The organism is uncultured Tateyamaria sp. (genome assembly GCF_947494755.1).
GTDB lineage: Bacteria > Pseudomonadota > Alphaproteobacteria > Rhodobacterales > Rhodobacteraceae > Tateyamaria.
The window spans coordinates 244,995-269,226 of record NZ_CANLVZ010000003.1 but is presented as its reverse complement, the minus strand read 5'-3'; the positions used below and the strand labels follow the sequence as shown (position 1 = coordinate 269,226).

The 24,232-nt window shown below is 60.5% G+C and carries 27 protein-coding genes, 1 tRNA gene and 2 riboswitches; of the genes, 14 read left to right on the top strand and 14 right to left on the bottom strand.

What is annotated here, in order from left to right:
* Positions 1-484: 484 nt before the first annotated feature.
* Positions 485-560 (bottom strand) — tRNA-Lys (locus Q0908_RS05745).
* A 98-nt stretch (positions 561-658) separates the two neighbouring features.
* Between Q0908_RS05745 and dapF the strand changes: the two genes are divergently transcribed.
* Positions 659-1,498 carry a diaminopimelate epimerase gene (gene dapF / locus Q0908_RS05740; protein WP_299281746.1) on the top strand — a complete coding sequence of 280 codons (840 nt, stop codon included), beginning with the start codon at positions 659-661 and terminating at the stop codon, positions 1,496-1,498.
* Positions 1,495-2,742, top strand: coding sequence for a tRNA (N(6)-L-threonylcarbamoyladenosine(37)-C(2))-methylthiotransferase MtaB (gene mtaB / locus Q0908_RS05735; RefSeq protein WP_299281745.1), 1,248 nt, complete (start codon positions 1,495-1,497; stop codon positions 2,740-2,742). Before dapF ends, mtaB begins: the two co-directional genes overlap by 4 nt.
* Positions 2,743-2,889: 147 nt before the next feature.
* Here mtaB and Q0908_RS05730 read toward each other — a convergent pair whose 3' ends face one another.
* From Q0908_RS05730 to Q0908_RS05710, 5 genes are all read right to left on the bottom strand, one after another.
* Positions 2,890-3,678 carry a cytochrome c1 gene (locus Q0908_RS05730; protein ID WP_299281743.1) on the bottom strand — a complete coding sequence of 263 codons (789 nt, stop codon included), beginning with the start codon at positions 3,676-3,678 and terminating at the stop codon, positions 2,890-2,892.
* Between the two features lie 13 nt (positions 3,679-3,691).
* Entirely contained in the window at positions 3,692-5,035 is a 1,344-nt protein-coding gene (petB, locus tag Q0908_RS05725) for a cytochrome b (RefSeq protein ID WP_299281742.1), read from the bottom strand.
* A gap of 15 nt (positions 5,036-5,050) precedes the next feature.
* On the bottom strand, positions 5,051-5,611 hold the full coding sequence (gene petA / locus Q0908_RS05720) for a ubiquinol-cytochrome c reductase iron-sulfur subunit (protein ID WP_299281740.1): 561 nt from the start codon (positions 5,609-5,611) through the stop codon (positions 5,051-5,053).
* A gap of 227 nt (positions 5,612-5,838) precedes the next feature.
* Entirely contained in the window at positions 5,839-6,441 is a 603-nt protein-coding gene (locus Q0908_RS05715; RefSeq protein WP_299281738.1) for a glutathione S-transferase, read from the bottom strand.
* 27 nt (positions 6,442-6,468) lie between these two features.
* Positions 6,469-7,083 (bottom strand): FMN-binding negative transcriptional regulator, encoded by a 615-nt coding sequence (locus Q0908_RS05710; RefSeq protein WP_299281735.1) that lies wholly within the window; start codon positions 7,081-7,083, stop codon positions 6,469-6,471.
* Between the two features lie 64 nt (positions 7,084-7,147).
* Positions 7,148-7,295, top strand: a riboswitch (FMN riboswitch).
* Positions 7,296-7,376: 81 nt separating this feature from the next.
* Between Q0908_RS05710 and Q0908_RS05705 the strand changes: the two genes are divergently transcribed.
* The gene (locus tag Q0908_RS05705) at positions 7,377-7,817 is read left to right on the top strand and encodes a 6,7-dimethyl-8-ribityllumazine synthase (RefSeq protein ID WP_299281733.1); all 441 of its coding nucleotides are present in this window, start codon (positions 7,377-7,379) and stop codon (positions 7,815-7,817) included.
* Here the strand turns inward: Q0908_RS05705 and Q0908_RS05700 are convergent.
* From Q0908_RS05700 to thiB, 3 genes are read right to left on the bottom strand one after another with little or no spacing between them, the layout of a single operon-like run.
* Positions 7,806-8,501, bottom strand: coding sequence for an ATP-binding cassette domain-containing protein (locus Q0908_RS05700; protein WP_299281731.1), 696 nt, complete (start codon positions 8,499-8,501; stop codon positions 7,806-7,808). The genes Q0908_RS05705 and Q0908_RS05700 overlap by 12 nt on opposite strands.
* Positions 8,488-10,029, bottom strand: coding sequence for a thiamine/thiamine pyrophosphate ABC transporter permease ThiP (locus Q0908_RS05695; RefSeq protein WP_299281729.1), 1,542 nt, complete (start codon positions 10,027-10,029; stop codon positions 8,488-8,490). Before Q0908_RS05695 ends, Q0908_RS05700 begins: the two co-directional genes overlap by 14 nt.
* Complete coding sequence (gene thiB, locus Q0908_RS05690; protein ID WP_299281726.1) at positions 10,005-10,982, bottom strand: thiamine ABC transporter substrate binding subunit; 978 nt, start codon at positions 10,980-10,982, stop codon at positions 10,005-10,007. Before thiB ends, Q0908_RS05695 begins: the two co-directional genes overlap by 25 nt.
* A 38-nt stretch (positions 10,983-11,020) precedes the next feature.
* Positions 11,021-11,120: riboswitch (TPP riboswitch) on the bottom strand.
* Between the two features lie 94 nt (positions 11,121-11,214).
* On the opposite strand from thiB, the gene aroC reads away from it, so the two are divergent.
* Entirely contained in the window at positions 11,215-12,315 is a 1,101-nt protein-coding gene (gene aroC, locus Q0908_RS05685) for a chorismate synthase (RefSeq protein WP_299281723.1), read from the top strand.
* On the opposite strand, the gene Q0908_RS05680 is transcribed toward aroC, so the two are convergent.
* Positions 12,312-12,893 carry a TetR/AcrR family transcriptional regulator gene (locus tag Q0908_RS05680; RefSeq protein WP_299281721.1) on the bottom strand — a complete coding sequence of 194 codons (582 nt, stop codon included), beginning with the start codon at positions 12,891-12,893 and terminating at the stop codon, positions 12,312-12,314. The genes aroC and Q0908_RS05680 overlap by 4 nt on opposite strands.
* 147 nt (positions 12,894-13,040) lie before the next feature.
* On the opposite strand from Q0908_RS05680, the gene Q0908_RS05675 reads away from it, so the two are divergent.
* Genes Q0908_RS05675 through Q0908_RS05665 form a run of 3 tightly spaced genes read left to right on the top strand, consistent with a single transcriptional unit; the run spans position 13,041 to position 15,451 of the window.
* Positions 13,041-13,436 (top strand): DM13 domain-containing protein, encoded by a 396-nt coding sequence (locus Q0908_RS05675; RefSeq protein ID WP_299281719.1) that lies wholly within the window; start codon positions 13,041-13,043, stop codon positions 13,434-13,436.
* A 41-nt stretch (positions 13,437-13,477) separates the two neighbouring features.
* Positions 13,478-14,413: a DMT family transporter gene (locus Q0908_RS05670; RefSeq protein WP_299281717.1), complete on the top strand. Its 936-nt coding sequence runs from the start codon at positions 13,478-13,480 to the stop codon at positions 14,411-14,413.
* Positions 14,414-14,449: 36 nt separating this feature from the next.
* Complete coding sequence (locus tag Q0908_RS05665) at positions 14,450-15,451, top strand: phosphatase domain-containing protein (protein ID WP_299281715.1); 1,002 nt, start codon at positions 14,450-14,452, stop codon at positions 15,449-15,451.
* Here the strand turns inward: Q0908_RS05665 and Q0908_RS05660 are convergent.
* Complete coding sequence (locus Q0908_RS05660) at positions 15,428-15,772, bottom strand: nuclear transport factor 2 family protein (RefSeq protein ID WP_299281713.1); 345 nt, start codon at positions 15,770-15,772, stop codon at positions 15,428-15,430. The genes Q0908_RS05665 and Q0908_RS05660 overlap by 24 nt on opposite strands.
* Position 15,773: 1 nt before the next feature.
* Positions 15,774-16,640, bottom strand: coding sequence for a branched-chain amino acid aminotransferase (locus Q0908_RS05655; protein WP_299281711.1), 867 nt, complete (start codon positions 16,638-16,640; stop codon positions 15,774-15,776).
* A gap of 153 nt (positions 16,641-16,793) precedes the next feature.
* Here Q0908_RS05655 and Q0908_RS05650 point away from each other — a divergent pair, with 153 nt between their 5' ends.
* Genes Q0908_RS05650 through Q0908_RS05620 form a run of 7 tightly spaced genes read left to right on the top strand, consistent with a single transcriptional unit; the run spans position 16,794 to position 22,781 of the window.
* A complete protein-coding gene (locus Q0908_RS05650) occupies positions 16,794-17,306 on the top strand; it encodes a MarR family transcriptional regulator (protein WP_299281709.1) in 513 nt (170 codons plus the stop codon).
* The gene (locus Q0908_RS05645) at positions 17,303-18,004 is read left to right on the top strand and encodes a response regulator (protein ID WP_299152939.1); all 702 of its coding nucleotides are present in this window, start codon (positions 17,303-17,305) and stop codon (positions 18,002-18,004) included. The genes Q0908_RS05650 and Q0908_RS05645 overlap by 4 nt, the downstream gene beginning before the upstream one ends.
* Positions 18,005-18,049: 45 nt before the next feature.
* Entirely contained in the window at positions 18,050-18,988 is a 939-nt protein-coding gene (locus Q0908_RS05640) for a histone deacetylase family protein (protein WP_299281707.1), read from the top strand.
* Complete coding sequence (locus tag Q0908_RS05635) at positions 18,985-19,227, top strand: exodeoxyribonuclease VII small subunit (protein ID WP_299281705.1); 243 nt, start codon at positions 18,985-18,987, stop codon at positions 19,225-19,227. Before Q0908_RS05640 ends, Q0908_RS05635 begins: the two co-directional genes overlap by 4 nt.
* A 6-nt stretch (positions 19,228-19,233) precedes the next feature.
* The gene (locus Q0908_RS05630) at positions 19,234-20,100 is read left to right on the top strand and encodes a polyprenyl synthetase family protein (protein WP_299281703.1); all 867 of its coding nucleotides are present in this window, start codon (positions 19,234-19,236) and stop codon (positions 20,098-20,100) included.
* 9 nt (positions 20,101-20,109) lie between these two features.
* A complete protein-coding gene (gene dxs, locus Q0908_RS05625; protein ID WP_299281701.1) occupies positions 20,110-22,038 on the top strand; it encodes a 1-deoxy-D-xylulose-5-phosphate synthase in 1,929 nt (642 codons plus the stop codon).
* 38 nt (positions 22,039-22,076) lie between these two features.
* Positions 22,077-22,781, top strand: coding sequence for a hypothetical protein (locus tag Q0908_RS05620; RefSeq protein WP_299281699.1), 705 nt, complete (start codon positions 22,077-22,079; stop codon positions 22,779-22,781).
* Here the strand turns inward: Q0908_RS05620 and Q0908_RS05615 are convergent.
* Both Q0908_RS05615 and Q0908_RS05610 read right to left on the bottom strand, forming a co-directional pair.
* Complete coding sequence (locus tag Q0908_RS05615; protein WP_299281697.1) at positions 22,721-23,314, bottom strand: exopolysaccharide biosynthesis protein; 594 nt, start codon at positions 23,312-23,314, stop codon at positions 22,721-22,723. The genes Q0908_RS05620 and Q0908_RS05615 overlap by 61 nt on opposite strands.
* Complete coding sequence (locus Q0908_RS05610) at positions 23,301-24,158, bottom strand: SDR family oxidoreductase (RefSeq protein ID WP_299281695.1); 858 nt, start codon at positions 24,156-24,158, stop codon at positions 23,301-23,303. The genes Q0908_RS05615 and Q0908_RS05610 overlap by 14 nt, the downstream gene beginning before the upstream one ends.
* Positions 24,159-24,232 lie beyond the last annotated feature (74 nt).

Genomic DNA, 24,232 nt, shown 5'->3' with positions numbered 1-24,232 from the left:
CCTCCTCAATCATTCTGCTGATCTTCCTGATGCATTGAACTTTAGGCATTTCGGCCCAACGGTCGATCATTCACTTTTAGCTCATTACCCGTCGTTTGGCTACGCGGTCTTACTGTGTCACTTTCCTATGGGAAACCCGTCTGGAGGCAGGCAATCCTGACGTCGATAGCAGCGATCCAGTATCTGACCTATTTTGACCAATCTGACACCTCCGAGTGTCTCACGTCAGCGCATATCAACCTAAGAATTCGCCGAGATTGTCCCGACTACTCCAAAGCAAAGGGATAGTTCAATGTCAGTCTCAAGAAGACGTCGGAAGCTGACCTTTAGGGCAGATCTGCAAGCTTATGCTTCAAATCTGCACTCTTATGGTCTTATGACACCAACGCTCGAAAATGATCATCTGTCCAAAGTTAGCGACCATAATGACCAAAAACATGACCCGAATGGTCAAACATCACGAGTCGTCACAAAAAAGGAAAAATGGTGAGCCGTGCAGGGTTCGAACCTGCGACCCGCTGATTAAAAGTCAGCTGCTCTACCAACTGAGCTAACGGCCCCACTAAGCGGCCTATCTAGAAAGCGAGGGCCTAAGGGTCAAGCCGATTCTCATATGTTTTCCTGCGACATACTGGATTCCCGAAAACCCCAGCGTTATATGCGCCGGATGCAACAGAATCCCACCACTGGTTTGCCTTTCCTTAAGATGCACGGGCTGGGCAACGACTTTGTCGTCATTGACGCGCGTGAGCGGCCTGTATCGCTGTCGTCACCGCTGGTTACGGCGCTGGCAGACCGGCATCGCGGTGTGGGGTTTGATCAGCTGGCAGTTATCACGCCAGGCGATGACCTGACGCTTACGTTCTACAATGCGGATGGGTCCCTTTCGGCGGCCTGTGGCAATGCCACCCGCTGTATCGCTGCGCGAGAGATGGGGATGCGCGGCACCGATGCGCTCAGCATCGACATCACAGGGCGGGGTATGTTGCACGCAACACGGGACAGCGCCGGCCTCACATCTGTGAACATGGGGCATCCTGTTCTGGACTGGCAAGACATCCCGCTTGCCCGGGAGGTTGATACCCTTGCCTTGCCCATTGAAGGCGTGCCTGTGGCCACCGGGATGGGTAATCCGCATTGCACCTTCTTCGTCGACACCATCGACGACATTGATTTGCCTGCGCGCGGCCTTGAAATAGAACACCACCCGCTGTTTCCAGAGCGGACGAATGTGCAATTCGCCCAGATCGAGGGGCCCAACACGATCCGCATGCGGGTCTGGGAACGCGGCACAGGGGTCACGCTGGCGTCCGGGTCATCCTCTTGTGCCGTGGCCGTGGCTGCCGCCCGACGTGGGCTAAGCGCGCGCAAGGTGACCATCCACCTCGACGGCGGTACGCTCTACATCGACTGGCGCGACGACGGTGTCTGGATGTCCGGGCCCACGGCGCATGTTTTCGACGGCACCCTCACGCAATCCTTTTTGGACAGCTTATGAGCACGCCGGTCTTTTCCAACCATGGCTGCCGCCTGAACGCATACGAGACCAAGGCGATGGAGGAGCTTGCCACGAGTGCAGGCGTCGAAAATGCGGTGGTCGTCAACACCTGCGCCGTGACGGCCGAGGCGGTGCGCAAGGCCCGCCAAGACATTCGCAAGCTGCGGCGCACCCATCCGGACGCCAGGCTGATCGTGACAGGCTGCGCTGCCCAGACCGAGCCGCAGACATTCGCGGCCATGGCCGAAGTCGACGTCGTCATTGGCAACACCGAAAAGATGCAGGCAAACACCTGGGCCGGGCTGGCGGGGGACTTCGGAACCGAGCCGGTGCAGGTTGACGACATCATGTCGGTCACCGAAACCGCCGGACACCTGATCGACGGCTTTGGGACACGCAGCCGCGCCTATGTGCAGGTCCAGAACGGGTGCGACCACCGCTGCACCTTCTGCATCATCCCATTCGGGCGGGGCAATTCGCGCTCCGTACCCGCAGGCGTTGTTGTGGATCAGGTCAAGCGGCTGGTGGATCGCGGCCTGAATGAGGTCGTGCTGACCGGGGTGGACCTGACCTCGTGGGGCGCGGACCTGCCCTCAGAGCCGCGCTTGGGCGATCTCGTGATGCGCATCCTGAAACTGGTGCCCGATCTGCCGCGCCTGCGGATCAGCTCGATCGACTCGATCGAGGTGGACCGTGCGTTGATGGAGGCCATCGCGACAGAGCCGCGCCTGATGCCGCATCTGCACCTCAGCCTGCAACACGGGGATGATTTGATCCTGAAGCGGATGAAACGGCGACATCTGCGCGATGATGCGATCCAGTTCGCGCAAGAGGCCCGCAAGCTGCGCCCAGACATGACCTTTGGTGCGGACATCATCGCGGGGTTCCCCACGGAAACTGACGCGCATTTCAAGAACGCGCTAAAGCTGGTTGAAGACTGCGACCTGACATGGTTGCACGTGTTCCCCTATTCGCCACGCCCCGGTACACCGGCTGCGCGGATGCCGCAGGTTCGCGGACCACAGATCAAGGAACGTGCCGCTCAGCTGCGCGCCGCCGGACAAGCGCAACTCTCAAAGCACCTCAAAGCACAGGTGGGCCGCACACATCGCATCCTGATGGAGAGCCCGACCATGGGGCGCACAGAACAATTCACCGAGGTAACGTTCGACAGGCCGCAAACTGAAGGGCAAATCGTTGCCGCTGAAATCCTTGGGCATGGCGACACGCAACTGATCGCCTGAACAGCTTGGCGCACCCGCAAGGACGTCGATGTTTCAAAGGTTAGGGGCTTCTGAACCACTGTCGGCCCGTAAGGCGCAGGTGTCCTGCGCCACAAAAAAAACCCCGTCCGTCAGACAGGGCTTTTTCGCAATCTTATGGTCCGCGCATTACTTCTTTTTGTAGCGCGCTTTCACAGGCGCCCAAATGCGCTTGTTGGTCAGGTACAACAAGACGGACAGGATCGTCAGGAACACAACGCCCACAAAGCCGGCCTGCTTGCGCGCAACCAGCTTCGGTTCGGCTGTCCACATCAGGAACGCAGACACGTCCTCTGACAGATGGTGCAGATCGGTTGCATGACCGTCGGCGAACTCAACGTCGTCGCCATAAAGTGGGGGGGCCATCGCAATCCAGCCACCGGGGAAAGTCTTGTTTTCGTAAAGGACCGTACCCGCTTCTTCCTTTTCTTCTCCGGTGTAGCCTTGCAGCAATGACGCAATGTATTCCGCGCCACCGATGCCATTCATCAACTGATTGATGCCAAGGCCATAGGGTCCATGAAAACCGGCACGGGCCTTGGCCATCAGGCTCAGGTCAGGCGCGTTTTCAAGGTTGGAGCCAGGGAAGTGATCATTCGGCGACGCCACGCGGAAGTCATCCAACTCGGGGTCGAAGACTTCGTAGAACTCCGCATAGGCGCGCACCTGATCTTCGGGCAGTTCAGGACCACCCTCGTCCCCCAACGTGCGCAGGGGGACGTACTGCAAACCGTGACAGGCGGCACAAATCTCGGTGTAGATTTGCAAGCCACGCTGCAGCTGGTTCTGATCAAAAGTGCCGAACGGACCATCAAACGAGAAATCGATATTCTCGACATGCCCGCCTTCGCCAGCGGCGAAAGCACCGGTGGCCAGCATGACTGCCGTCACCGCACTCACTGCAAGTTTCTTGAACATGTGCAGTCTCTCCTTATTCCGCGGGCTGGGCCGATGGGGTGGATCCCGCATCGTCGCCAGCCACATGTGCGGCAAAGTCTTCTTCGATGGTCTCAGGCTGCGCGTCCGGCTTCTCGATCACGCCCAACAACGGCAGAATGACGAGGAAATAGGCAAACCAGTACGTGGACCCAATCAGCGAGATATAGGGGTAGATCCCTTCGGCCGGGCGGGCACCAACCCACATCAGCACAAAGAAGTTCACCACGAACAGCCAGAACCACCACTTGAACATCGGACGATAGCGACCCGAGCGGACCGACGACGTGTCGAGCCATGGCACCAGCGCCATCACGACAATGGCACCGAACATCGCCAGAACCCCAAAGAATTTGGCGTCGATGATACCGCCCGTCAGGGTAGATGCGATGATCACCACCCAGACGTCACCGTCAAAGGCACGCAGGATTGCGTAGAACGGCAGGAAGTACCATTCGGGCACGATGTGGGCTGGCGTCGCAAGCGCGTTGGCTTCGATGTAGTTGTCGGGGTGACCGAGATAGTTGGGCATGAAGCCGACAACTGCAAAGAAAACCACAAGGATCACGGCCAGCGCAAACAGGTCCTTGATCACGAAGTAGGGCCAGAACGGCAGCGTGTCCTTCTCTGCCTCTTCCTTGGAGGTGCGGCGCACATCAACACCCGTGGGGTTGTTGTTGCCGGTCGTATGGAAGGCCCAGATGTGCAGGATCACAAGACCCGCGATCACGAAGGGCAGCAGATAGTGCAGGCTGAAGAAACGGTTCAGCGTGGCGTTGTCCACGGCGGGCCCGCCCAGTAACCATGTCTGCAATGCTTCGCCCACGAAAGGCACGGCACCGAACAGACCGGTGATCACTGTGGCACCCCAGAACGACATCTGACCCCATGGCAGCACGTAGCCCATAAAGGCGGTGCCCATCATCAGCAGATAGATCAGCATCCCGATGATCCACGTGATCTCGCGCGGGGCCTTGTAGGACCCGTAATAGAGACCGCGGAAAATGTGGGCGTAGACGGCCACAAAGAACAACGAAGCGCCGTTCATGTGCAAGTACCGCAGCATCGCACCGCCGTTCACATTGCGCATGATGTGCTCGACCGAGGCGAACGCATTGTCGACATGCGGCGTGTAGTGCATCGCCAGAACAATGCCGGTGATGATTTGCAAGGCAAGACAGAACGTCAGAACGATGCCCCAGATCCACATCCAGTTCAGGTTTTTCGGCGTGGGGATCATCAGGGTGTCATACATCAACCCAACGATGGGCAACCGCTTGGCCAGACCCTTTTCCCAGGCCGCCTTTGGTTCGTAATGGTCGTGAGGAATTCCAGACATGTGCTTTTCTCTCCCTTAACCGAGTTGGATCGTTGTATCGTCTACAAATGTCGCGACGGGCACCGGCAAATTGGTCGGGGCTGGCCCACGACGGATACGGCCCGCAGTGTCGTAGTGCGACCCGTGGCAGGGGCAGAACCATCCGCCAAAGTCACCGGCATCCCCCAAAGGCACACAGCCCAGGTGCGTACACACACCCATCATCACCAGCCACTCGCCCGCTTCGTCCAGCGTGCGGTTGGCATCGACGGCCTCGACTTCACCAAGGTTTTCGTTGCGCGCGATGCCATCGGGCAATTCCGACAGGTCGACATCGCGTGCCGCTTCGATCTCTTCTGCGGACCGGCGGCGAATGAACACAGGCTTGCCCAACCATTTGACGGTCAGCTGAGTGCCGGGCTCAAGGCTGCTGACGTCCACTTGGATGGACGACAGGGCCAAAACATCGGCGGATGGATTCATCTGGTTGACCAGCGGCCAGACAGCGGCCCCCGCGACGACCGCGCCCGCGCCACCAGTGGCGTAGAACAAAAAGTCGCGGCGGTCGCCTTCGTGGTCTTCTTCTGCGTGGGACACGGGGGAGCTCCTCCAGTTTCACGGTGACCCATGCGGGTCAAAAGTTCAAACGGGTCGTGCCCAAAGCACGCCATCTTCACCCGGTTATCTAGCGGGGTGATGTGCCCACGTCCAGCAAACAAACTGACACAAGTGGTCGCAGGGGTATTGATTAACCCTTTGATAAGACTCACGGACGCTCGCAGGTTCCATTCCGGCGCTGCAATGCTCGCCTATCGCGGACACGATCAGGGTTTTGTGGCTTCCATCGATGCGCGTTTGGCAAAGGTCTCGAACCATGTGGCCAAGGCGGGACGCCCTTGGCGCCAACCGCGCGCATCATGGCGGAAATCCAGATAGCCAAGCGCGCAAGCAACCGAAATCTGACCCATGTTGAGGGGCCCGGACAGATGGCTCATCCAGCGGGTGTTGAGCGCATCAAGCCCCCGCTCGATCTTCTCCCATTGCGCCTCGATCCAGGCTTGGGATTGCTGCGCCTCGTCGCGCAAACGCACCTCATAGGCCATCGACACGGCACTATCCATCAGACCGTCACCTGTCGCCTCAAGTGTCAGCACCTCGAACCGGTCCGTTTTGGTCGGGTACATCCCACCCTGAAACAGATCGTCGAGATATGCGGTGATCACTCGGCTGTCATACAAGGTCACGCCCTCGGGTCGCTCAAGAGCTGGCAGGCGCGCCAATGGATTCGCCGCCTTGAGCGAGGGGTCAGAGTCCAGCGCAGTCGTGGTGACCGTCGCGATCTCGACATCCTCGAACTTCCCCAGTTCATGCAGCAAAACAACGACTTTACGGACAAAGGGCGATGCGGGCGAATAATAGAGTTTCATGGTGATCCTTTGGGTTGCGCCCCCAACCTAAGCGCCGCGCATCAACGCCGCAAGCAGCCGCGTTTCGGCCCCCATACCGTAGGCATCCACGTGGTCCGCTGCCCGCAGGCGGACCTCGTCCGGCTTGTTCTGGTTCAGCTTCCATGTGCCGTCCACGCCTTCGATCTTCATCCGGCAAGGCACAATCTGGCGCATCATCTTTTCCAACACCTCGGGTGTCATCTTGTCCGTCTTCCAGGGTGGCTTGGGTAGTAGCTGATCTTCGAAATGTTTGGACTGCCGATCGAGCAAGTCGCGCATGCCGTCCTGAGGACGCAATTCAAGCGTGCCGGTTAGATGTACCGCAACATAGTTCCACGTGGGCACCTGATCGGGAACCTCGTACCAGTCGGGGCTGATATACCCATCCGGTCCATTGACCGCGATGCGCGCGGCCAGCGGGGTCTTCAGCCCACGCGCAATCGGGTTTGAGCGCACCAGATGCAGGTGCAGATACGCACTATCCTCATCAATCAGAAACGGGATATGCGCCATCAGCGGCCCTGCCTCTGCGTTGACGGCAAGAATCCCAAAGGCGCGCTCGGATGCGTAGGCAAGGTTGCGTTGCGCGTCTTGGGTGTGAAAAATCGGATTGGGATGCATCGGCGTGACCCTTCGAAATACGTCGCGTCCCTCTTGCCTCTGCAGTGCGACCTTGGCAACCTCGTGGTGTTCTCAGGGCGGGGCGAAATTCCCCACCGGCGGTATATGGGCATCGACCCATGAGCCCGCGAGCGCCTCGGGCAACCGAGGGTCCAGCAGATCAGGTGAGACGCCTGAGCCGACGGTCATAGTCCGGATGAAAGAGAACGTGCAGGTGCCGGTCCCGCAAGGGGTCCGCGCGGCTGTGCGCAATCGCCTTGGGTGACGTGTCTGGACCCAAAGGAGAGATTGCAATGACACACACCCGCTTCGCATTCGTAAAAGCCCGCTGGCACGCGGCGATCGTTGATCGTGCCCATGACGGCTTCACTGAAACGATCCCTCCAACACAAGTCGACACCTTCGACGTGCCCGGTGCGTTTGAGATGCCGCTGATGGCTCAAACTCTGGCACAAACGGGCCGCTACGATGCGGTAATCTGCGCCGCTTTGGTCGTGGACGGAGGGATCTACCGCCATGACTTTGTCGCCGCCACCGTGGTCGATGGGTTGATGCAGGTCGGGCTGACAACCGGCGTGCCCGTGCTGTCAGTTTCGCTGACCCCGCACCACTTTCAGGAAACGGCGCACCATATGGGCATCTACGGCGACCACTTCGTTATCAAGGGACGCGAGGCCGCACAGGCTGCCCTTGGCATCGTCGAAGCCCGCAAGTCTCTGCGCTCAGCGGCCTAGATAGGTCCGCAACGCCTCGGGCGGGTTGGCCATGATGTCGGCCACCGCCCGGGGTGCATCGACCTGCCCCCCATCCACGAACAAGACCTGATCGGCGGCGCGCTCTGCATCCTCGGGCGCGTGGGTGATCATCAGCACTGTGGCCCCGGTGTGGCGCGCCACCTCGCTGGTCAGGTCCAGCATCTCGGCCCGCAACGCAGGCCCAAGAGCTGCGAAAGGTTCATCAAGCAAAAGCAACGGCCGATCCTGCACCAACACGCGGGCAAGGGCGGCGCGGCTTTGCTGACCCCCTGAGACATCGCCGGGTTTGCGCGCGCCGAGATCGCCAAGGCCGACGCGGCCCAAGGCATGTGCCACCTGTTGTCGCTCGTCCGCTGTCAACCGCAATGCAGGCCGAAGCCCAAGGCCGACGTTCTGCGCCAATGTCAGATGCGGAAACAGGTTGCCGTCCTGAAACAACATGGCGATGCTGCGCTTGTCCGGAGCGGCATTGGTGATATCGCGCCCGTCCACGACGACGCGGCCCGTGACGATGGGTATGTACCCCCCGATCGCGCCCAGCAACGTCGACTTGCCCGCACCCGAAGGGCCGATGACGGCAACACGCTGCCCAGCCTTGATCTTGAAGTCCGCGCTTAACGCGAAATCGCCCTGCACCACCTGCAATCCGTCAACCTGCAACATGCCGCCGCCCCCACGCGTCGCATAGCCAGAACATCCCCAAGGCCAGGCCCAACAGGATCAGCGCCGCGCCCGATGCCGCATTCGTCTGATAGCTGCCCATCAGCCGATACATCTGCAGCGGCAACGTCGCGACTTCGGGGTCGGCAAACAGCGTCACGACGCCCAAATCCCCCACCGACAGCGCCGCGCCCAACCCTGCAGCAAAGCCAAGCTGCGGGCGGATGCGCGGCAACAAAACGATCCGCCACAGCGCCAACCCATGCAGACCCAAACTCGCGCTCAATCGCCCATAGTCAACAAACACTTGGCGCATAGCGGGCAGCAGAATCCGCACCGCAAAGGGCAGCGCAATCATCGCGTTGACCAAGGCCGTCACGGGCAGCGCAAATCGCACAGGCGCGGCCCAGGGATAGATCAGGATGAACCACCCCGTTCCGATCATCAGAGGCGAGGCGGCGAGGCCAAGCAGGGTCAACGCCTCTGCTCCACCCCATCTTGCTTGCGCCAGCCACGCAGCAATCGACAGGGCCAGCGCAATCAACAGCGCCGCACTGAGCGTTGCGACCCATGCGGATGTCCATGTCGAGGACCACACGCTTGCTGGCATCTGGCCCAACCCGATCAGCCCCGACACAACCACCGCGCCCAGAGGCAACAACAGGAAGCCAGCGGCCAACCCAATCCACATGGTATCAAGCGGCCAAAGGCCTCGCGCATCCCATCGTTGCACCTGCCTATCGCGCCCAGTCTGCAAAACGATGGGTGGCAAAACCCACAGCGCGATCACGGCAGCCCCACCAGCGACGGCGAGTTGCACAAGGCTGAGGATCGCCGCCCGCCCAAGGTCAAAATCAAAGCGAAACGCTTGGTAGATGGCAAGTTCGAGGGTTGTCGCACGCGGCCCGCCCCCCAGTGTCAGCGCCACCGCAAAACTGGTGAGGCAAATTACGAACACAAGCGCCAAAGCACCGGGCACCACTTGGCGCAGGACCGGCCATTCAAGCGTGCGGAACACAACGGCAGGAGGCAGGCCCAACTGCCCAACCAGACGAAATTGCTCGGCCGGGATCGTCTGCCACCCTTGCAGGATCAGCCGGGTCGCCAGCGGCATGTTGAAGAATACGTGCGCCAGGACCACACCCGTCAGCCCGTAGATCGACAAAGGCGGCAGACCCAACCAGCCAAGACCTTGGCTGACCCACCCCGCGCGTCCGAACACAGCAAGTAAACCCAGCACCGCGACGATCACCGGCAGGATAAACGGCGCGCCAAGCAGGGTGACCAGCAAACCGCGCCCCGCAAACCGCCGCCGCGCCAGTGCGCGTGCGACTGGGATGGCAAAGGCGACGCTGAATAGCGCCGACAGGGTCGCCTGCCAGACAGTGAACCGGAGCACAGCCCAATCCGCCGGGCCAAAAACGACAGGCCAATCGGCCCGTGACAGGACGGCCACCAGCGCGGCGAGGATCAGTGCAACCACAGTCCCCGCCGCAGTTGGCCCGCTTATTGCGCCAATGCGTTGCGCCATTCGGCCAAGGCTCCGTCACGGGCGGCAGCGGCATCTTCTGGCGACAGCAGCAATGCCTTGGCCGGGGTGATGAGCGTGTCAAACCCCTCTGGCAAACCCTCGGCTGGTGTGACCGCCGGATACATCCAGTTCGTCGTCGGGATAATCGACTGGAACGCATCTGAGACCATGAAGGCCAGGAAGGCGTCCGCCAATTCGGGTTGATCGGAATTTGCCAGTTTGCCCGCAACCTCGACCTGCATGTAGTGCCCCTCGTCAAAGGCAGCGGCAGCCTTGCCCGCATCCTCTTCGGCGATCAGGTGATAGGCTGGCGAGGTGGTATAAGACAGCACCATGTCCGCCTCGCCTTCGAGGAAGAGGCCATAGCTTTCGGACCAGCCTTTCGTGACCGTCAACACGTTGTCCGACAGGTCCGACCACATGGCTGGGGCGTCATCGCCATACGCAGCCTTGACCCACATCAGCAGCCCCAGACCGGGGGTCGACGACCGCGGGTCCTGGATCGCGATCTTGAGATCACTGTCAGCCAACTCACGAAAATTCGCAGGCGCGTCCATGTCGGCATTGTGGACAAATGCAAAGTAGCCCCAGTCGAAAGGCGCAAACGTGTCATCGCTCCATTCGACAGGCAGTGTGAACTCAGCCGCCACGGAATGCGGCGCGAACAACTCCGTTTCCTTGGCCGCTGCCGTGAGGTTCGTGTCGAGACCAAGAACCACATCCGCCTCGGATCGCGCCCCTTCGAGCTTGATCCGGGCCAGCAAGGCCGCGCCGTCCCCTGCCCCGATCAATTGCAGATCGCAGCTGCAGGTTTCCTCAAAAGCGGCCTCGACCGCGGGGCCGGGGCCCCAATCGCTCACGAAACTGTCGTAGGTGTAGACCTTCAAAACGGACGTCTCCGCCCAGGCGACGCTGGCAGACAGCATGGCCGCAGTTGTCATCAGATACTTCATCGCATCCTCCAATAAAGAAGACGGCGGGAAATAGGTGTTGGGGTGATCCAAACCTTCCCTCCGCCGGTGTTAACCGGTTCAGGTTCAACGGGTTCGCATCACGCATCTCAGCTGTTTCCAGCACCCCGAGGTAAGGCAATAGCTAGGGGTCAGTGGCCTGCGGGGCAAGCACAAAACGCCTTGAGCCACCGCAAGTGCGCCGCTAGACGGGTCCGACAGCAAGGAGCCGTCCATGTCGATCAACAGCTTTGGCCATCTTTTCCGCGTCACCACATGGGGCGAAAGCCACGGGCCTGCCCTTGGCGCGACGGTCGATGGCTGCCCTCCGGGCGTGGCAGTGGATGCGGCGATGCTCCAACACTGGCTCGACAAGCGCAAACCGGGGCAAAACAAATACACCACGCAGCGGCGCGAGGCGGATGAGGTGCGGATCCTGTCCGGCGTCTTCGAAGGGGTTACGACCGGCACGCCCATTCAGTTGATGATCGAGAACACGGATCAACGCTCAAAAGACTATGGCGACATCGCCGAGAAATTCCGCCCCGGTCACGCCGACATCACCTATTGGCAGAAATACGGGATCAGGGATTATCGCGGCGGGGGCCGGTCCTCGGCCCGCGAAACCGCCAGCCGTGTGGCGGCTGGCGGGCTGGCGCGTGCCGCCCTTGGCAAGCTGGCCCCCGAAGTGCAGATCACCGGTTACATGACCCGCATGGGCGCACACGAGATTGACCGCGACCAGTTTGATTGGGACCAGATTGACCAGAACCCGTTCTGGGTGCCTGACGCGCAGGCCGCGGCGACATGGGCCAACTATCTTGACGGCCTGCGCAAATCCGGATCAAGCGTGGGGGCGGTCATCGAAGTCGTGGCACGCAAAGTGCCTGCGGGGCTTGGGGCACCGGTCTACGGCAAGCTCGACACCGATCTGGCCGCCGCGATGATGAGCATCAACGCGGTCAAAGGGGTCGAAATCGGCGAAGGCATGTCGGCGGCGATGCTGACGGGCGAACTCAACGCAGACGAGATCACCATGGGGCCGGACGGGCCGGAATATTCCTCGAACCACGCCGGGGGCATCCTTGGGGGCATCAGCACGGGACAAGACATCGTGGTGCGGTTTGCGGTCAAGCCGACCTCGTCCATTCTGCAGACCCGAAAAACGATCACCAAATCGGGTGAAGACGCCGAGATCATCACCAAAGGCCGTCACGACCCCTGTGTCGGGATCAGAGCCGTTCCTGTGGGTGAGGCGATGATGGCTTGCGTGATCCTCGACCATCTGCTGTTGGATCGTGGGCAAACGGGCGGTGAGCGCGGCTCGATCGGCTAGGCCAGCATCACCCCGACCGAGCGCACGGCGTTTCGCAACATCTCTGGCGCGATGCGGGCGCGGGCCATCGTGCGCAGGCCCACATATTGCGAAATCAGCATGTCCGCCAATTCGCCCCGCGCTGCGTCATCTAGGGCCGCGTGCTTGGGCGAGGCACGCAACGCAGCCTCGATCCCGTCGCGCAAAGTGCCAAGGCTTTTGGATACGACGGCGGCAATCTCATCATCATAATTGCTTGGGCCAGCGGCCGCGCTGCACAGCAGACAGCCACGTTGATCACCGTCAGTGACGCGCTGATACGCACCCGTGAACATCGCCATTATCCGATCAGCCCCATCAGGGATTCCCGGATCGTTGAGCATCGTGACACCAGCCTGTACAGCCATATCCTCGTAGCGTTCGAGAACCTTGAGAAACAACGTCTTCTTGTCGGTGAACGCCTTGTAGAGACTGCCGCGGGTTAGGCCCATGCCATCCAGCAAATCTGGTAGCGAGGCACCTTCATATCCATGGGTCCAAAAGACCTGCATGGCCTTTTCAATCGCGACATCAGGGTCAAAAGTTCTGGGGCGGGCCATGTTCGGTCTCCATCTGCTCGAACCTCAATATAGCGTAAGGAACCAGATAGTCCAGAACTCACGGACTCGTGTATTGTACCAATCGGTTCCTAAAGATAGATGTGGGTGCATCAAAACAGCACACCCCAGTCTCTAAGGATCGTCCAGATGTTCAAAACCATTCAAACCGTTATCGCCGTCGCATTGTTCGCCGTCATCAGCCTCACCGCCCTGACCGCGCAAGCCGAAACCGTCGGCTCTGGCACCTTTGTCGGCGCATCCGATCACATCACAACCGGCGGCGTTGAGATCACCAAGAACGCCGACGGCAGCCACACCATCACATTGGGCGAAGACTTCAGCCTCGACGGCGCACCCGACCCCCGCGTGGGCCTGGGCAAAGACGGCAATTTCAACGGCAACACCGACTCCGGCAAGCTGGCCAACCTGACAGGTAGCCAGTCCTTCACCGTTCCTGCAGGCATCGACATTGCCGACTTCAACGAAGTCTACATCTGGTGCGAGAAGTTCAGCGTGCCACTCGGTGTCGCCAGCTTGGGCTAAGGCTTGCCAAGACGCCAATAACCCTCCAAGGGTCGGGGGCAATGCAACAGCCCTCGACCCAAAACAAACCCGGAACCGCCATCGCGCTCAAGCTGATGGCGGTATTTCTGTTTATGGTCATGGCCGCGATGATCAAGGTAGCGACCCAGAACGTTCCCGCAGGGCAGGCCGTGTTCTTCCGCTCGCTGTTTGCAATGCCGATCATCGTCGCCTGGATCTGGCAGCGGAGCGAAATCCGCGAGGCGCTGATCCCCAACAATCTGCGCGGTCATATCTGGCGGGGTTTGTTCGGCACATCCGCCATGGCACTGACCTTTGCCGGGCTTGGCTTGCTGCCCCTGCCAGAAGTGACTGCCATCGGCTATGCGACGCCCATGTTCACCGTCATTTTGGCTGCCGTTATGCTGAGCGAGCGTATTCGCCTGTTCCGGATCAGCGCGGTGGCCCTTGGGCTGGTCGGTGTGATGATCGTGATGTGGCCCAGACTGACCGTCGATAGTCTCGGTACTGCGGCAAGCCTTGGTGCGATCATGGTCTTGGCCGCTGCGATCCTGCGGGCTTTGGTCCAAATCCACATCCGCACGCTGGTCAAAACCGAACATACTGCCGCCATTGTGTTCTATTTTTCGCTGACCGCGACGGTGCTGAGCCTGCTGAGTCTGCCCTTTGGCTGGGTGATCCCGGCGGGCCGCGATCTGGCCTTGCTGATCGGCGCGGGGCTGATCGGCGGTGTTGCCCAAATCCTCGTGACGTCGAGTTACCGGTTCGGCGCGGCGTCGATGCTGGCACCGTTCGACTATGCATCTCTGATCTTCGCGGCGGTGATCGGATACGTGATCTTTGCCGAAATACCGACATCGGCCACGGTGATCGGTGCATCGCTTGTGGTATTGGGCGGCGTGCTGATCATATGGCGCGAACGGCACCTGGGGATGGACCGGCGCAAGGCCCGGCAAGTCACTGATCCAAAGGGTTAGGCGGAACCACTCTAGCCTCCGCCGCGTTTACTAGGCATGTCTTTCAAAACAACACTCGCCCGCGTACTGCATCCAATCGAACGCTTTGTCGATCGGATCAAGACAACCCGCCCCGACGCACCGATCATTGAACCCTACCTAGGCTACGCCACGCCGGATGCTCTGATCCTGCGTGGCCGTATCCTCAGCCGTCGACGCCGGAGACAGCCGCTGCCCACTCAAAGCAAATGGACCAACTTCGTGCAGATGATGGCACTGTTTGCGACGGACGAGGTGGCAGATGTGGCCATCGCTGCAGAGGGCGTCACCACGCGTAGCGACGAAGAAGGCTATTTCACCCTTGTACTGCCACGTGCGGATGTACCGCCGGGTTGGCACACCGTCTCGGCCCATTTGGTCGACACCCCCGCCGAGAGTGCGGTCCTCGAAGTGCTGATTCCGCATCAACACGCGACCTACGGGGTCATTTCGGATATCGACGACACGCTGCTGGAAACCGGAGCGTACTCGCTGGTGCGGAACCTCTGGACCTCGCTGACCGGCAATGCGGCGACCCGGCATATCTTTCCCGACAGCATCGCGCTGATCGACGCGCTGCACGGAGACCGCAACCCGGTCTATCTCGTGAGTTCGTCGCCTTGGAACATGTTCCACTTCCTGCGCGCGATCTTTGATCGGCACGGTCTGCTCAAGGCGCCCATGTTCTTGCGCGATCTTGGCCTGTCAGAAACACAGTTCATCACAGGGACCCACGGCGATCACAAAGGGGCGGCCATTGAATCGCTTTTGCGGGCCAATCCTGGTCTGCCCTTCGTCTTGATTGGCGATACCGGACAGCATGACGCGCACGTCTATCTCGACATGCACAAACGCAATCCTGGCCGCATTGCGCGCGTGATCCTGCGCGAACCGGGGCCCGGGCCCGACGAAGAAAGCACCGCCGCGATGGCGGACCTGCGCGCCGCAGGTGTGCAGGTCGACAGCGCACCTGATTTCAAGGAAATTGAGGTCAGTTCAAACCGGGCGATGGCAAGCTGACGCCTCGACCACCAAACCATCCGGTCCAAAGCGCAGCGTTTCGGCGGCGAGTACGTCATTCTGGTTACGATAGGTGATTACCAGCATGCCATGCCCGTGCAGCACGTCGACCACGACAAAGGACAGGCCCGGCTGCGCCTCAAGCGCGCGGCTCCAATAGTCGCGCAAGGCGGTCTTTCCTTGTAACTCGCCCCGCCCCATCAGCCGCATCGCCTTCCGCGAGCGGAACACCACGTCCTCGCTGTAATGGGCAAGGATGCGGGTCAGATCATGGGAATTCCACGCTGCCTCCCACTCTTCAGCGAAGGCGTCGAAATCCATGTCAGGCGCGCACCAGCTTTTCGTAGCTTTCGGCGATCTCGCGGGTGATCGTTCCGACCTCGAAATTGTAGTCCGCGATCTCACCCACGGGTGTGACTTCGGCTGCGGTGCCGGTCAGCCAGCACTGTTCGAACCCTTCGAGTTCTTCGGGCATAATGACGCGTTCATGCACCTTGATCTGGCGGTCTTCCAACATGCCGATCACCGTCTGGCGGGTCAGCCCGTTCAAAAAGACGTCGGCCTTGGGCGTGTGCACCTCTCCGTCCTTAACGAAAAAGATGTTGGCCCCGGTGCATTCGGCGACATAGCCGCGATAATCCATGAACAGCGCGTCCGAGCAGCCCTTGGCTTCGGCTGCATGTTTGGAGGTCGTGCAGATCATGTAAAGGCCCGCCGCCTTGGCATGAACCGGGATCGCTTCGGGGCTCGGGCGCTTCCACTTGGCGATATCGATCTTGGCACCCTTGAACTTGGCGTCGCCGTAATAGCTGCCCCATTCCCATGCGGCGATGGCCAAATGGACCGGGTTGCGGGCGGAAGAGACACCCATATCTTCGCCCGCACCGCGCCATGCGACCGCCCGGACATAGGCGTCCGTCAGGCCATTGGCGGTCAGAACCTGCTGCTTGGCGGCTTCAATCTCGTCCACGGTATAGGGGATCTGGAAATCCAGTTCGCCAGCCGAAAAATGCAGACGTTCCGAGTGTTTGCGGCTCAGGAAAATCTTGCCGTTGTAGGCCCGCTCGCCCTCAAACACGGAACTGGCATAGTGCATGGCATGGCTCAGGACATGGACATTCGCGCTGCGCCAATCGACCATTTGGCCGTCCATCCAAATCTTTCCGTCACGATCATCATAACCAGCCATGGCACCCTCCAATTTGCAATTATTGCGCGAATAAGTCCGATGCGGACACATAGTTGCGCAAAACCTGCGATTCGATAGCCCTTCGCTCTTGGAATGTCAACAAGGCTGACTTAAACTGATCGCAAAGCGGACAGTACAAGACGAGGGATACGCATGGCCGATGGACGCACGCCCGCCGCAATCAGCGGCGAGAACCTGTTGTTTCTGACGGACGAACAATTGCGCCAAGGGATCGAGGCGATGTTCTTTGCCTATCGCGGCTTTACAGCCGACCCGGACCGCATTTTGGCCAACCTCGCCTATGGGCGCGCCCATCACCGCGCTATCCATTTCATCAATCGCGCTCCAGGCACAACGGTGAACAACCTGCTCAACATTCTTGGGGTCACCAAACAATCGCTGAACCGCGTATTGCGCACGATGATAGAAGACGGATTGGTCGAAAGCCGTGTAGGAAAGTCTGACAAACGGGAGCGTCACCTCTATCTGACGGATGCAGGGCGCGCCCTCGAGGGGCAGTTGTCCGATGCGCAGCGGGTTCGCATGCGCTCGGCGTTTCGGGATGCAGGACCAGATGCAGTGGCAGGCTTTCGCACGGTGCTTGAGGCTATGATGGACACGGAAATGCAGCGCACCTACACACGACTGAAGGAGAGCGGCGCATGAGCGATTTTGACGCACATCTGTTGATTGTGGATGACGACGAACGCATCCGTACGTTGCTGCAAAAGTTCCTTATGCGGAATGGGTTTCTGGTCACGTCTGCGCGCGATGCCGAACATGCGCGACGTATTCTCGCAGGGCTCGATTTTGATATGATCGTACTCGATGTGATGATGCCGGGTGAAGACGGGCTGAGCCTGTGCCGGTCTTTGCGGGAAACCCATGCAACCCCCATCCTGCTATTGACCGCCAAGGGCGACACCGAGAACCGGATCGAGGGACTCGAGGCCGGTGCGGACGACTACCTGCCCAAACCGTTTGAGCCCAAAGAGCTGTTGTTGCGCATCAATGCGATCCTGCGCCGGGTGCCGGATGTCGCCGCCGAAGAGGCGACGCCCAAGATTCTCACCCTCGGCCCGATCCGTTATGACATGGAGCGTGGCGAGATGTGGCAGGGGCCGGATCTGGTCCGTCTGACGGCCACCGAGATGCAGTTGATGAAGCTGTTTTCGGCCCAACCGGGTGAGGCGATCAGCCGTGCCAAGCTGGTCGAGGACCTGGGCCGCGATCGAGGCCAGGCCCAGGAACGCGCGGTCGACGTCCAGATCACCCGCCTGCGCCGCAAGATCGAAAGCAATCCCAAGCAGCCGCGTTATCTGCAAACCGTGCGCGGTGCGGGCTATATGCTTGCCCCCGATTGAGCCTGTTGCGGGGTTGGATTTGCATATTTTTGGAACAATGAAGATATGAGAACCGCACTTCTGACCCATGCCGACGGGCTGGCCCATGTCACCCCGACGGGCATGCCCGAACAGGTCGCGCGGCTGGCTTATGTTCAACGCGCGCTTGAGGATCTGGACCTGCTCCGGGTGGACCCGCCGCTGGCCGATGATGCCTCCATCGCACTGTGCCATCCGCGATCCTATATCGACTTTGTGCGCTCGAAAATTCCGGCCCATGGCTTTGCCGGACTAGATCGCGAGACCGATGCAGAAACGTTCCTGTCCCCCACCTCGGAAAACGCGATCTGGCGCGCGGTCGGGGGTGCTGTCAAAGCGGTGGATATGGTGCTTGATGACGAGGCACAGAACGCCTTTGTCGCCATGCGCCCGCCGGGTCATCACGCTGAACAGTCCCTGCCCATGGGCTTTTGCATCTTTGGCAACGTCGCCATCGCCGCCAAGCACGCGCTTGAGGTACACGGTCTGGACCGTGTCGCAGTGGTGGACTTTGACGTACACCACGGCAACGGCACCCAAGCGTTGTTGCAGGACGATCCCCAGGCGCTGGTGATCACCTCGCAGCAGATTCCATTGTGGCCCGGCACCGGACAGGCCGAGGATCGCGGCCCGCACGGGACCGTTCTGAACATCCCCCTTGCCCCCGGCACCGACGGCGCGCACGCCATTGCCGCTTACGAGGCGAAAGTGATCCCGGCGCTCATGGCGCACAAACCCGATCTGATCCTGATCTCTGCCGGGTTCGACGCCCATCAGGACGACCCCCTTGCCCAGTTGAATTGGAGCGTGGACACCTTCGTGCGCCTCACTGAAATGATCACAAAAGCTGCACGAACCCTGTGCAAAGGCCGGGTGGTGTCGGTCCTGGAAGGGGGCTATGATCTTGATGCGCTGGCCGCTTGCGCCCGCGCCCATGTACAATCGCTGATAAAGGCCGCCCAATGACTGACCGCCCCGTAGACGAGATGAGATTCGAAGAGGCCATGGCCGAATTGGAAAAGGTGCTGGGTCAGCTGGAACGGGGTGATGTGGCGCTGGACGACTCCATCAAGCTGTATGAGCGCGGTGCCGCGCTCAAGACCCGCTGCGAGACCAAGCTTAAAGAGGCCGAGGAGAAGGTGGCCGCCATTACGCTTGATGGCGATGGCAACCCAACCGGGTTGAAACCTGTCAACGACCTTTGACCGGGAATGCTTCGCCAAAAACTTACCGAGGCTGGTACAGCCATTCAGGCGCAATTTGACGCCGTCCTGAGCACGTTTGATGATCTGCCCGTGGTGCACGCGATGGCCCATGCGACCAATGGCGGCAAACGCCTGCGTGGATTCATGGTGCTCGAAAGCGCACGATTGCACGGGATCGATCCCGCAGCCGCGATCTGGCCCGCGACGGGAATCGAGGCGCAGCACGCCTATTCGCTGGTGCACGACGACCTGCCTTGCATGGACGACGACGATCTGCGGCGCGGCGCGCCCACCGTTCATGTAAAATGGGACGAGGCCACTGCCGTGCTGGCCGGAGATGCGCTGCAAACTCTGGCTTTTGAATTGGTATCACACCCGGACGTGGGCCGTGGCGATGTGCGCGCCGACCTGTCGCTGTCCTTGGCGCGCGCCTCCGGTGCGCAGGGCATGGTTCTGGGCCAAGCCTTGGACATTGCGGCGGAAACGGCAAACACCCCGTTGACCCTTGATCAGATCACCGCCCTGCAACGCGGTAAGACGGGGGCCTTGATCGAATGGTCCGCCACCGCCGGGGCGCGCATGGCGGGCGCGGATCTGACCCCGCTGCAAACCTATTCCCGCGCGCTTGGCCTCGCCTTTCAGATTGCGGACGATGTGCTGGACGTGACCAGCGACGCCGAAGCGATGGGCAAGGCCACCAGCAAGGACGCCGATGCGGGCAAGGCCACCTTCGTGTCGCTGCTTGGGCTGGACGAGGCGAAACGCCGCGCAGATGATCTGGTGACTGAGGCCTGCGATGCGTTAGATATATACCGAGCGGACGGCGACATATTGCGGGACACTGCCCGCTTTGTTGTTACCCGCACGAGTTAGAGACACCTGATGACCGATCGCCCCGACACCCCGCTGCTGGATATGATCCAGCGCCCCGCTGATCTGAAACATCTGTCAGATGCGCAACTGCGCCAGGTCGCGGACGAAGTCCGGGCCGAGACGATTTCAGCGGTCTCTGTGACAGGTGGGCATCTGGGCGCGGGCCTTGGTGTGGTTGAGTTGACGGTCGCCTTACACGCCGTGTTCGACACTCCGCGCGACAAGCTGATCTGGGATGTGGGGCACCAATGCTATCCCCACAAGATTCTGACCGAACGGCGCGATCGCATCCGCACTCTGCGCATGAAAGACGGGTTGAGCGGCTTCACGAAACGCGCCGAGTCGCCATATGACCCGTTTGGGGCAGCCCATTCCTCGACCTCGATCAGCGCCGCCTTGGGCTTTGCCGTTGCGCGCGATCTGGGCGGGGTCACCCCGGAGGGCGCAGGCGATGCCATCGCAGTTATCGGCGACGGGTCGATGAGCGCGGGCATGGCATATGAGGCGCTGAACAACGCCGGTCACTTGGGCAAACGCCTGATCGTGATCCTGAACGACAACGAGATGAGCATTGCACCGCCAGTCGGGGCGATGTCCTCCTATCTATCGCGGCTATATGCCCAAAACCCGTTTCAGGATTTCAAGGCCGCCGCCAAGGGTGCAGTCAGCCTGTTGCCCGAACCCTTCCGCGAAGGGGCCAAGCGCGCGAAGGAAATGCTCAAGGGCATGGCCGTGGGTGGAACTCTGTTCGAAGAGTTGGGGTTCAGCTATCTTGGCCCCATCGACGGGCACAACATGGACCAATTGCTGCCCGTTCTGCGCACCGTCAAGGAACGTGCGCGCGGCCCGATCCTGATCCATGTGCTGACGAAAAAGGGGAAGGGATATGCCCCTGCCGAAACGGCGCGCGACAAGGGCCATGCGACTGCGAAATTCGACGTGGTCACAGGCGAACAAAAGAAGGCAGCCAGCAACGCGCCCAGCTACACCAAAGTATTTGCCGAACATCTGGTGAAGGCCGCACAGGACGACGACAAGATTTGCGCAGTCACTGCCGCCATGCCGGATGGCACGGGCCTGAACCTTTTTGCTGAGCGTTACCCGAGCCGCTGTTTTGATGTCGGCATCGCGGAACAGCACGGTGTCACGTTTTCGGCCGCACTTGCCGCGGGTGGGATGAAGCCGTTTTGCACGATGTATTCGACCTTCCTGCAACGCGGGTACGATCAGGTGGTGCATGATGTGGCGATCCAGCGGTTGCCTGTGCGCTTTGCCATCGACCGAGCCGGGCTTGTGGGCGCTGATGGCGCGACCCATGCAGGAGCCTTCGATATATCTTATCTGTCGAACCTGCCGGGCTTTGTGGTCATGGCAGCGGCAGATGAAGCTGAACTCGCGCATATGGTCGCCACCGCAGCGGCGCATGACACCGGGCCTATCGCGTTCCGGTTTCCGCGCGGTGAAGGCACGGGCGTGGACATGCCCGAACGCGGCACCCCGCTTGAAATCGGCAAGGGCCGGATCATCAAGGAGGGGACAGGCATTGCGCTGCTGTCCTTCGGCACGCGTCTGTCCGAGGTGGAAAAGGCCGCCGAAAGTCTGACCGCCAAGGGGATCACACCCACCATCGCCGATGCACGCTTTGCCAAACCACTTGATCGCGATCTGATCCTTGATCTGGCCGCACGGCACAACGCGCTGATCACCATTGAAGAGGGGGCCATAGGCGGCTTTGGCAGCCACGTTGCCCAACTGCTCGCCGAAGAGGGCGTGTTCGACACGGGCCTCAAATACCGGTCCATGGTGCTGCCCGACATCTTTATCGATCAGGCGGGGCCGGCGGATATGTACGCCGTCGCAGGCATGAACGCCGAACATATCGAGGCCAAAGTGCTGAACCTGCTTGGCGTAGCGTCACTCGGCGAAGTGCGTGCCTGAAGCTTGCACCGGCGCGACCCTTGGGCCACGCTGGAGCGATGAACATACATGCGCGCGCCATTGTCACCTACCGCTGGATCGTCTTTTTGCTGGCAGCAGGATACTGCCTGCATCAGATATTTCTGGGGTCGTGGTCCGGTCCGGGCGGCCCGTTTCGATACCTTACAATCTGGGCATTGTTTCTGTCCTTCTATTCGGCCAGCCGTATGCTGGCGCTGAGCGAACACCGGATCACCCGCCGCCATGAAGTCACCGCCATGTGCGCTGCCGTGCTGAACGTGATGGTCGTGTTTCTCTATTGGCGGCTCTATTTCACCGACCCGTCGCTGGTGAATGGCAATGGGCAGATCATCTGGTATCTGGAATACTATCTGCATGGGTTGGGGCCTGTGCTGCAAATCATTGACGCGCTGTTTATCGCCTGCGTGTTTCGCCGCGTCTGGCGTGCGGCCATCCCATTGTTGCTGATCATTGGGGCCTATGTGGCGTGGGCCGAACTGTTCGTGCAGCGGTTCAACGACAAACCGCTCGGGTCCGTGACGAGCGGACTGCCCTACCCGTTCCTGAACTCGATGGAATGGGCGGATCGGGCCGGATTCTACGCCGTGAATGCAGGGACGGCGATAGGTCTGCTGGTTGTCTTCGGCCTGGTGGGTGCCGTGCTTTACCGCTTTGCCCGCCCTCAGATCGCGGCCTTAAACAAGACCAACGCCAACCCGATCAACAAAGCCCCCACCCCATAGCCACACAGCACATAAAGACCATCGCGGGTCAGCAATCCGAACGACATGAAAGCCACCGCAGTCGCGCCTATGGTGGTCATGAACGGAATCAGCTCAAGAAACGGCCAGATCATGGCCACCACCATGCAAGCGATCAACGTCACGAACCGCCACGGCCCGGATGTCAGAATACGCAACCGCACAGCCGAGCGGCGGTCCACCCAAGCCGCTGGTCGGCGCAGGAACGCCACGGCCTTTTCCATGCGATCAGCCCGCACACACCGATTGCGCAAAAACCCCGGAAGCCAAAGATGTTGTCGACCAGCAAGTGATTGGCCGATAATCAACAGGATAATGATCGCTGAGATTGTGGGCACACCAGGAATGCCCGACAGGGGCGAAATCAGAGCGAGGGCGATGACCAACACGACCGGCATGATTGACCGATCACCGATCTGGTCCAGCACGTCCTGCACCGACACCTCAGTGCCATCTGCCGCCATGTCCATTTGGTCAAGCAGGTGACCCAGGGTCTGATCTTCAGTCAAAGTCATCGGTCAGCAGGGCGGCAAGCCCCTCCTTATAGGTTGGATAGCGCAGCGTGATACCCAACTCCTCCTTGATCCGATCGTTCCGGACCCGCTTGCTTTCAGCGTAGAAACTGCGCGCCATGGGTGTCATGTCGGCCGTCTCAAAGTCCTCTGCGGGGGGCAAGGGCAGACCCAGAAGGTCTGCCGCGTGCCCGATCACGTCCTGTGGTGGTGCCGGGTCATCATCGCAGACATTGTAGATTGCGCCGGGGTTGGGTTGCGCGATCGAAGCCGCAACGATTTGCGCGATATCTTCGACATGGGTGCGGGAAAACACCTGATCCTTTTTTATGATCCGTCGCGCGGTGCCAGCCCGCACTTTGGCGAACGGACCACGCCCGGGCCCGTAAATCCCGGCAAGCCGAAAGATGTGCAGCGGTAGTCCGGGGATCGCGGCCCACGCGCCTTCAGCCTCAGCGCGCCACTGTCCGCGCCGAGTGCTGGGGGTGAGCGCCGTGGTCTCATCCACCCAACCGCCCTGGTGGTCGCCATAGACCCCGGTAGTAGACAAGTATCCGACCCATTCAAACGCGGTTGCACGCGCCTTGATCATGTCACCGACGTCTCGCAAGACCGGATCGCCCTCTCCATCCGGTCCAGCAGAAATTAACAGATGGGTCGCAGCCTGGATCGCCGCCGCCATATCCGCGCCGGGAAAAACCATCGAAGTGATGCCCGTGTCAGCCAACGCATCCGCCTTGTCCGCGCTGCGGATTGTGCCGATGATCTGCCAGCCTTGGGGCAGCAGCAAGGTGGTGAGGGCCTTGGCAGAGTATCCGTGGCCGAACGAAAGCAGAGTCTTGGTCATCCCTCATAGGTGGCCTGTGCATCGCGTCGGGACAAGCCCCTTGCCAAAACGGGCGCGGCTTTGCCTAATCGTGG

Bases quoted from the DNA above. Each gene is read 5' to 3' on its own strand.
- Q0908_RS05645 (WP_299152939.1), top strand. From the start codon at position 17,303: ATGAGCGATTTTGACGCACATCTGTTGATTGTGGATGACGACGAACGC.
- Q0908_RS05695 (WP_299281729.1), bottom strand. From the start codon at position 10,029: ATGGCGCAACGCATTGGCGCAATAAGCGGGCCAACTGCGGCGGGGACT.
- Q0908_RS05610 (WP_299281695.1), bottom strand. From the start codon at position 24,158: ATGACCAAGACTCTGCTTTCGTTCGGCCACGGATACTCTGCCAAGGCC.
- dapF (WP_299281746.1), top strand. From the start codon at position 659: ATGCGCCGGATGCAACAGAATCCCACCACTGGTTTGCCTTTCCTTAAG.
- Q0908_RS05705 (WP_299281733.1), top strand. From the start codon at position 7,377: ATGACACACACCCGCTTCGCATTCGTAAAAGCCCGCTGGCACGCGGCG.
- Q0908_RS05650 (WP_299281709.1), top strand. From the start codon at position 16,794: ATGGCCGATGGACGCACGCCCGCCGCAATCAGCGGCGAGAACCTGTTG.
- petB (WP_299281742.1), bottom strand. From the start codon at position 5,035: ATGTCTGGAATTCCTCACGACCATTACGAACCAAAGGCGGCCTGGGAA.
- aroC (WP_299281723.1), top strand. From the start codon at position 11,215: ATGTCGATCAACAGCTTTGGCCATCTTTTCCGCGTCACCACATGGGGC.
- Q0908_RS05730 (WP_299281743.1), bottom strand. From the start codon at position 3,678: ATGTTCAAGAAACTTGCAGTGAGTGCGGTGACGGCAGTCATGCTGGCC.
- Q0908_RS05640 (WP_299281707.1), top strand. From the start codon at position 18,050: ATGAGAACCGCACTTCTGACCCATGCCGACGGGCTGGCCCATGTCACC.
- Q0908_RS05700 (WP_299281731.1), bottom strand. From the start codon at position 8,501: ATGTTGCAGGTTGACGGATTGCAGGTGGTGCAGGGCGATTTCGCGTTA.
- Q0908_RS05715 (WP_299281738.1), bottom strand. From the start codon at position 6,441: ATGAAACTCTATTATTCGCCCGCATCGCCCTTTGTCCGTAAAGTCGTT.
- Q0908_RS05710 (WP_299281735.1), bottom strand. From the start codon at position 7,083: ATGCATCCCAATCCGATTTTTCACACCCAAGACGCGCAACGCAACCTT.
- dxs (WP_299281701.1), top strand. From the start codon at position 20,110: ATGACCGATCGCCCCGACACCCCGCTGCTGGATATGATCCAGCGCCCC.
- thiB (WP_299281726.1), bottom strand. From the start codon at position 10,982: ATGAAGTATCTGATGACAACTGCGGCCATGCTGTCTGCCAGCGTCGCC.
- Q0908_RS05630 (WP_299281703.1), top strand. From the start codon at position 19,234: ATGCTTCGCCAAAAACTTACCGAGGCTGGTACAGCCATTCAGGCGCAA.
- Q0908_RS05655 (WP_299281711.1), bottom strand. From the start codon at position 16,640: ATGGCTGGTTATGATGATCGTGACGGAAAGATTTGGATGGACGGCCAA.
- Q0908_RS05620 (WP_299281699.1), top strand. From the start codon at position 22,077: ATGAACATACATGCGCGCGCCATTGTCACCTACCGCTGGATCGTCTTT.
- Q0908_RS05680 (WP_299281721.1), bottom strand. From the start codon at position 12,893: ATGGCCCGCCCCAGAACTTTTGACCCTGATGTCGCGATTGAAAAGGCC.
- Q0908_RS05665 (WP_299281715.1), top strand. From the start codon at position 14,450: ATGTCTTTCAAAACAACACTCGCCCGCGTACTGCATCCAATCGAACGC.
- Q0908_RS05615 (WP_299281697.1), bottom strand. From the start codon at position 23,314: ATGACTTTGACTGAAGATCAGACCCTGGGTCACCTGCTTGACCAAATG.
- mtaB (WP_299281745.1), top strand. From the start codon at position 1,495: ATGAGCACGCCGGTCTTTTCCAACCATGGCTGCCGCCTGAACGCATAC.
- Q0908_RS05635 (WP_299281705.1), top strand. From the start codon at position 18,985: ATGACTGACCGCCCCGTAGACGAGATGAGATTCGAAGAGGCCATGGCC.
- Q0908_RS05675 (WP_299281719.1), top strand. From the start codon at position 13,041: ATGTTCAAAACCATTCAAACCGTTATCGCCGTCGCATTGTTCGCCGTC.
- Q0908_RS05660 (WP_299281713.1), bottom strand. From the start codon at position 15,772: ATGGATTTCGACGCCTTCGCTGAAGAGTGGGAGGCAGCGTGGAATTCC.
- Q0908_RS05670 (WP_299281717.1), top strand. From the start codon at position 13,478: ATGCAACAGCCCTCGACCCAAAACAAACCCGGAACCGCCATCGCGCTC.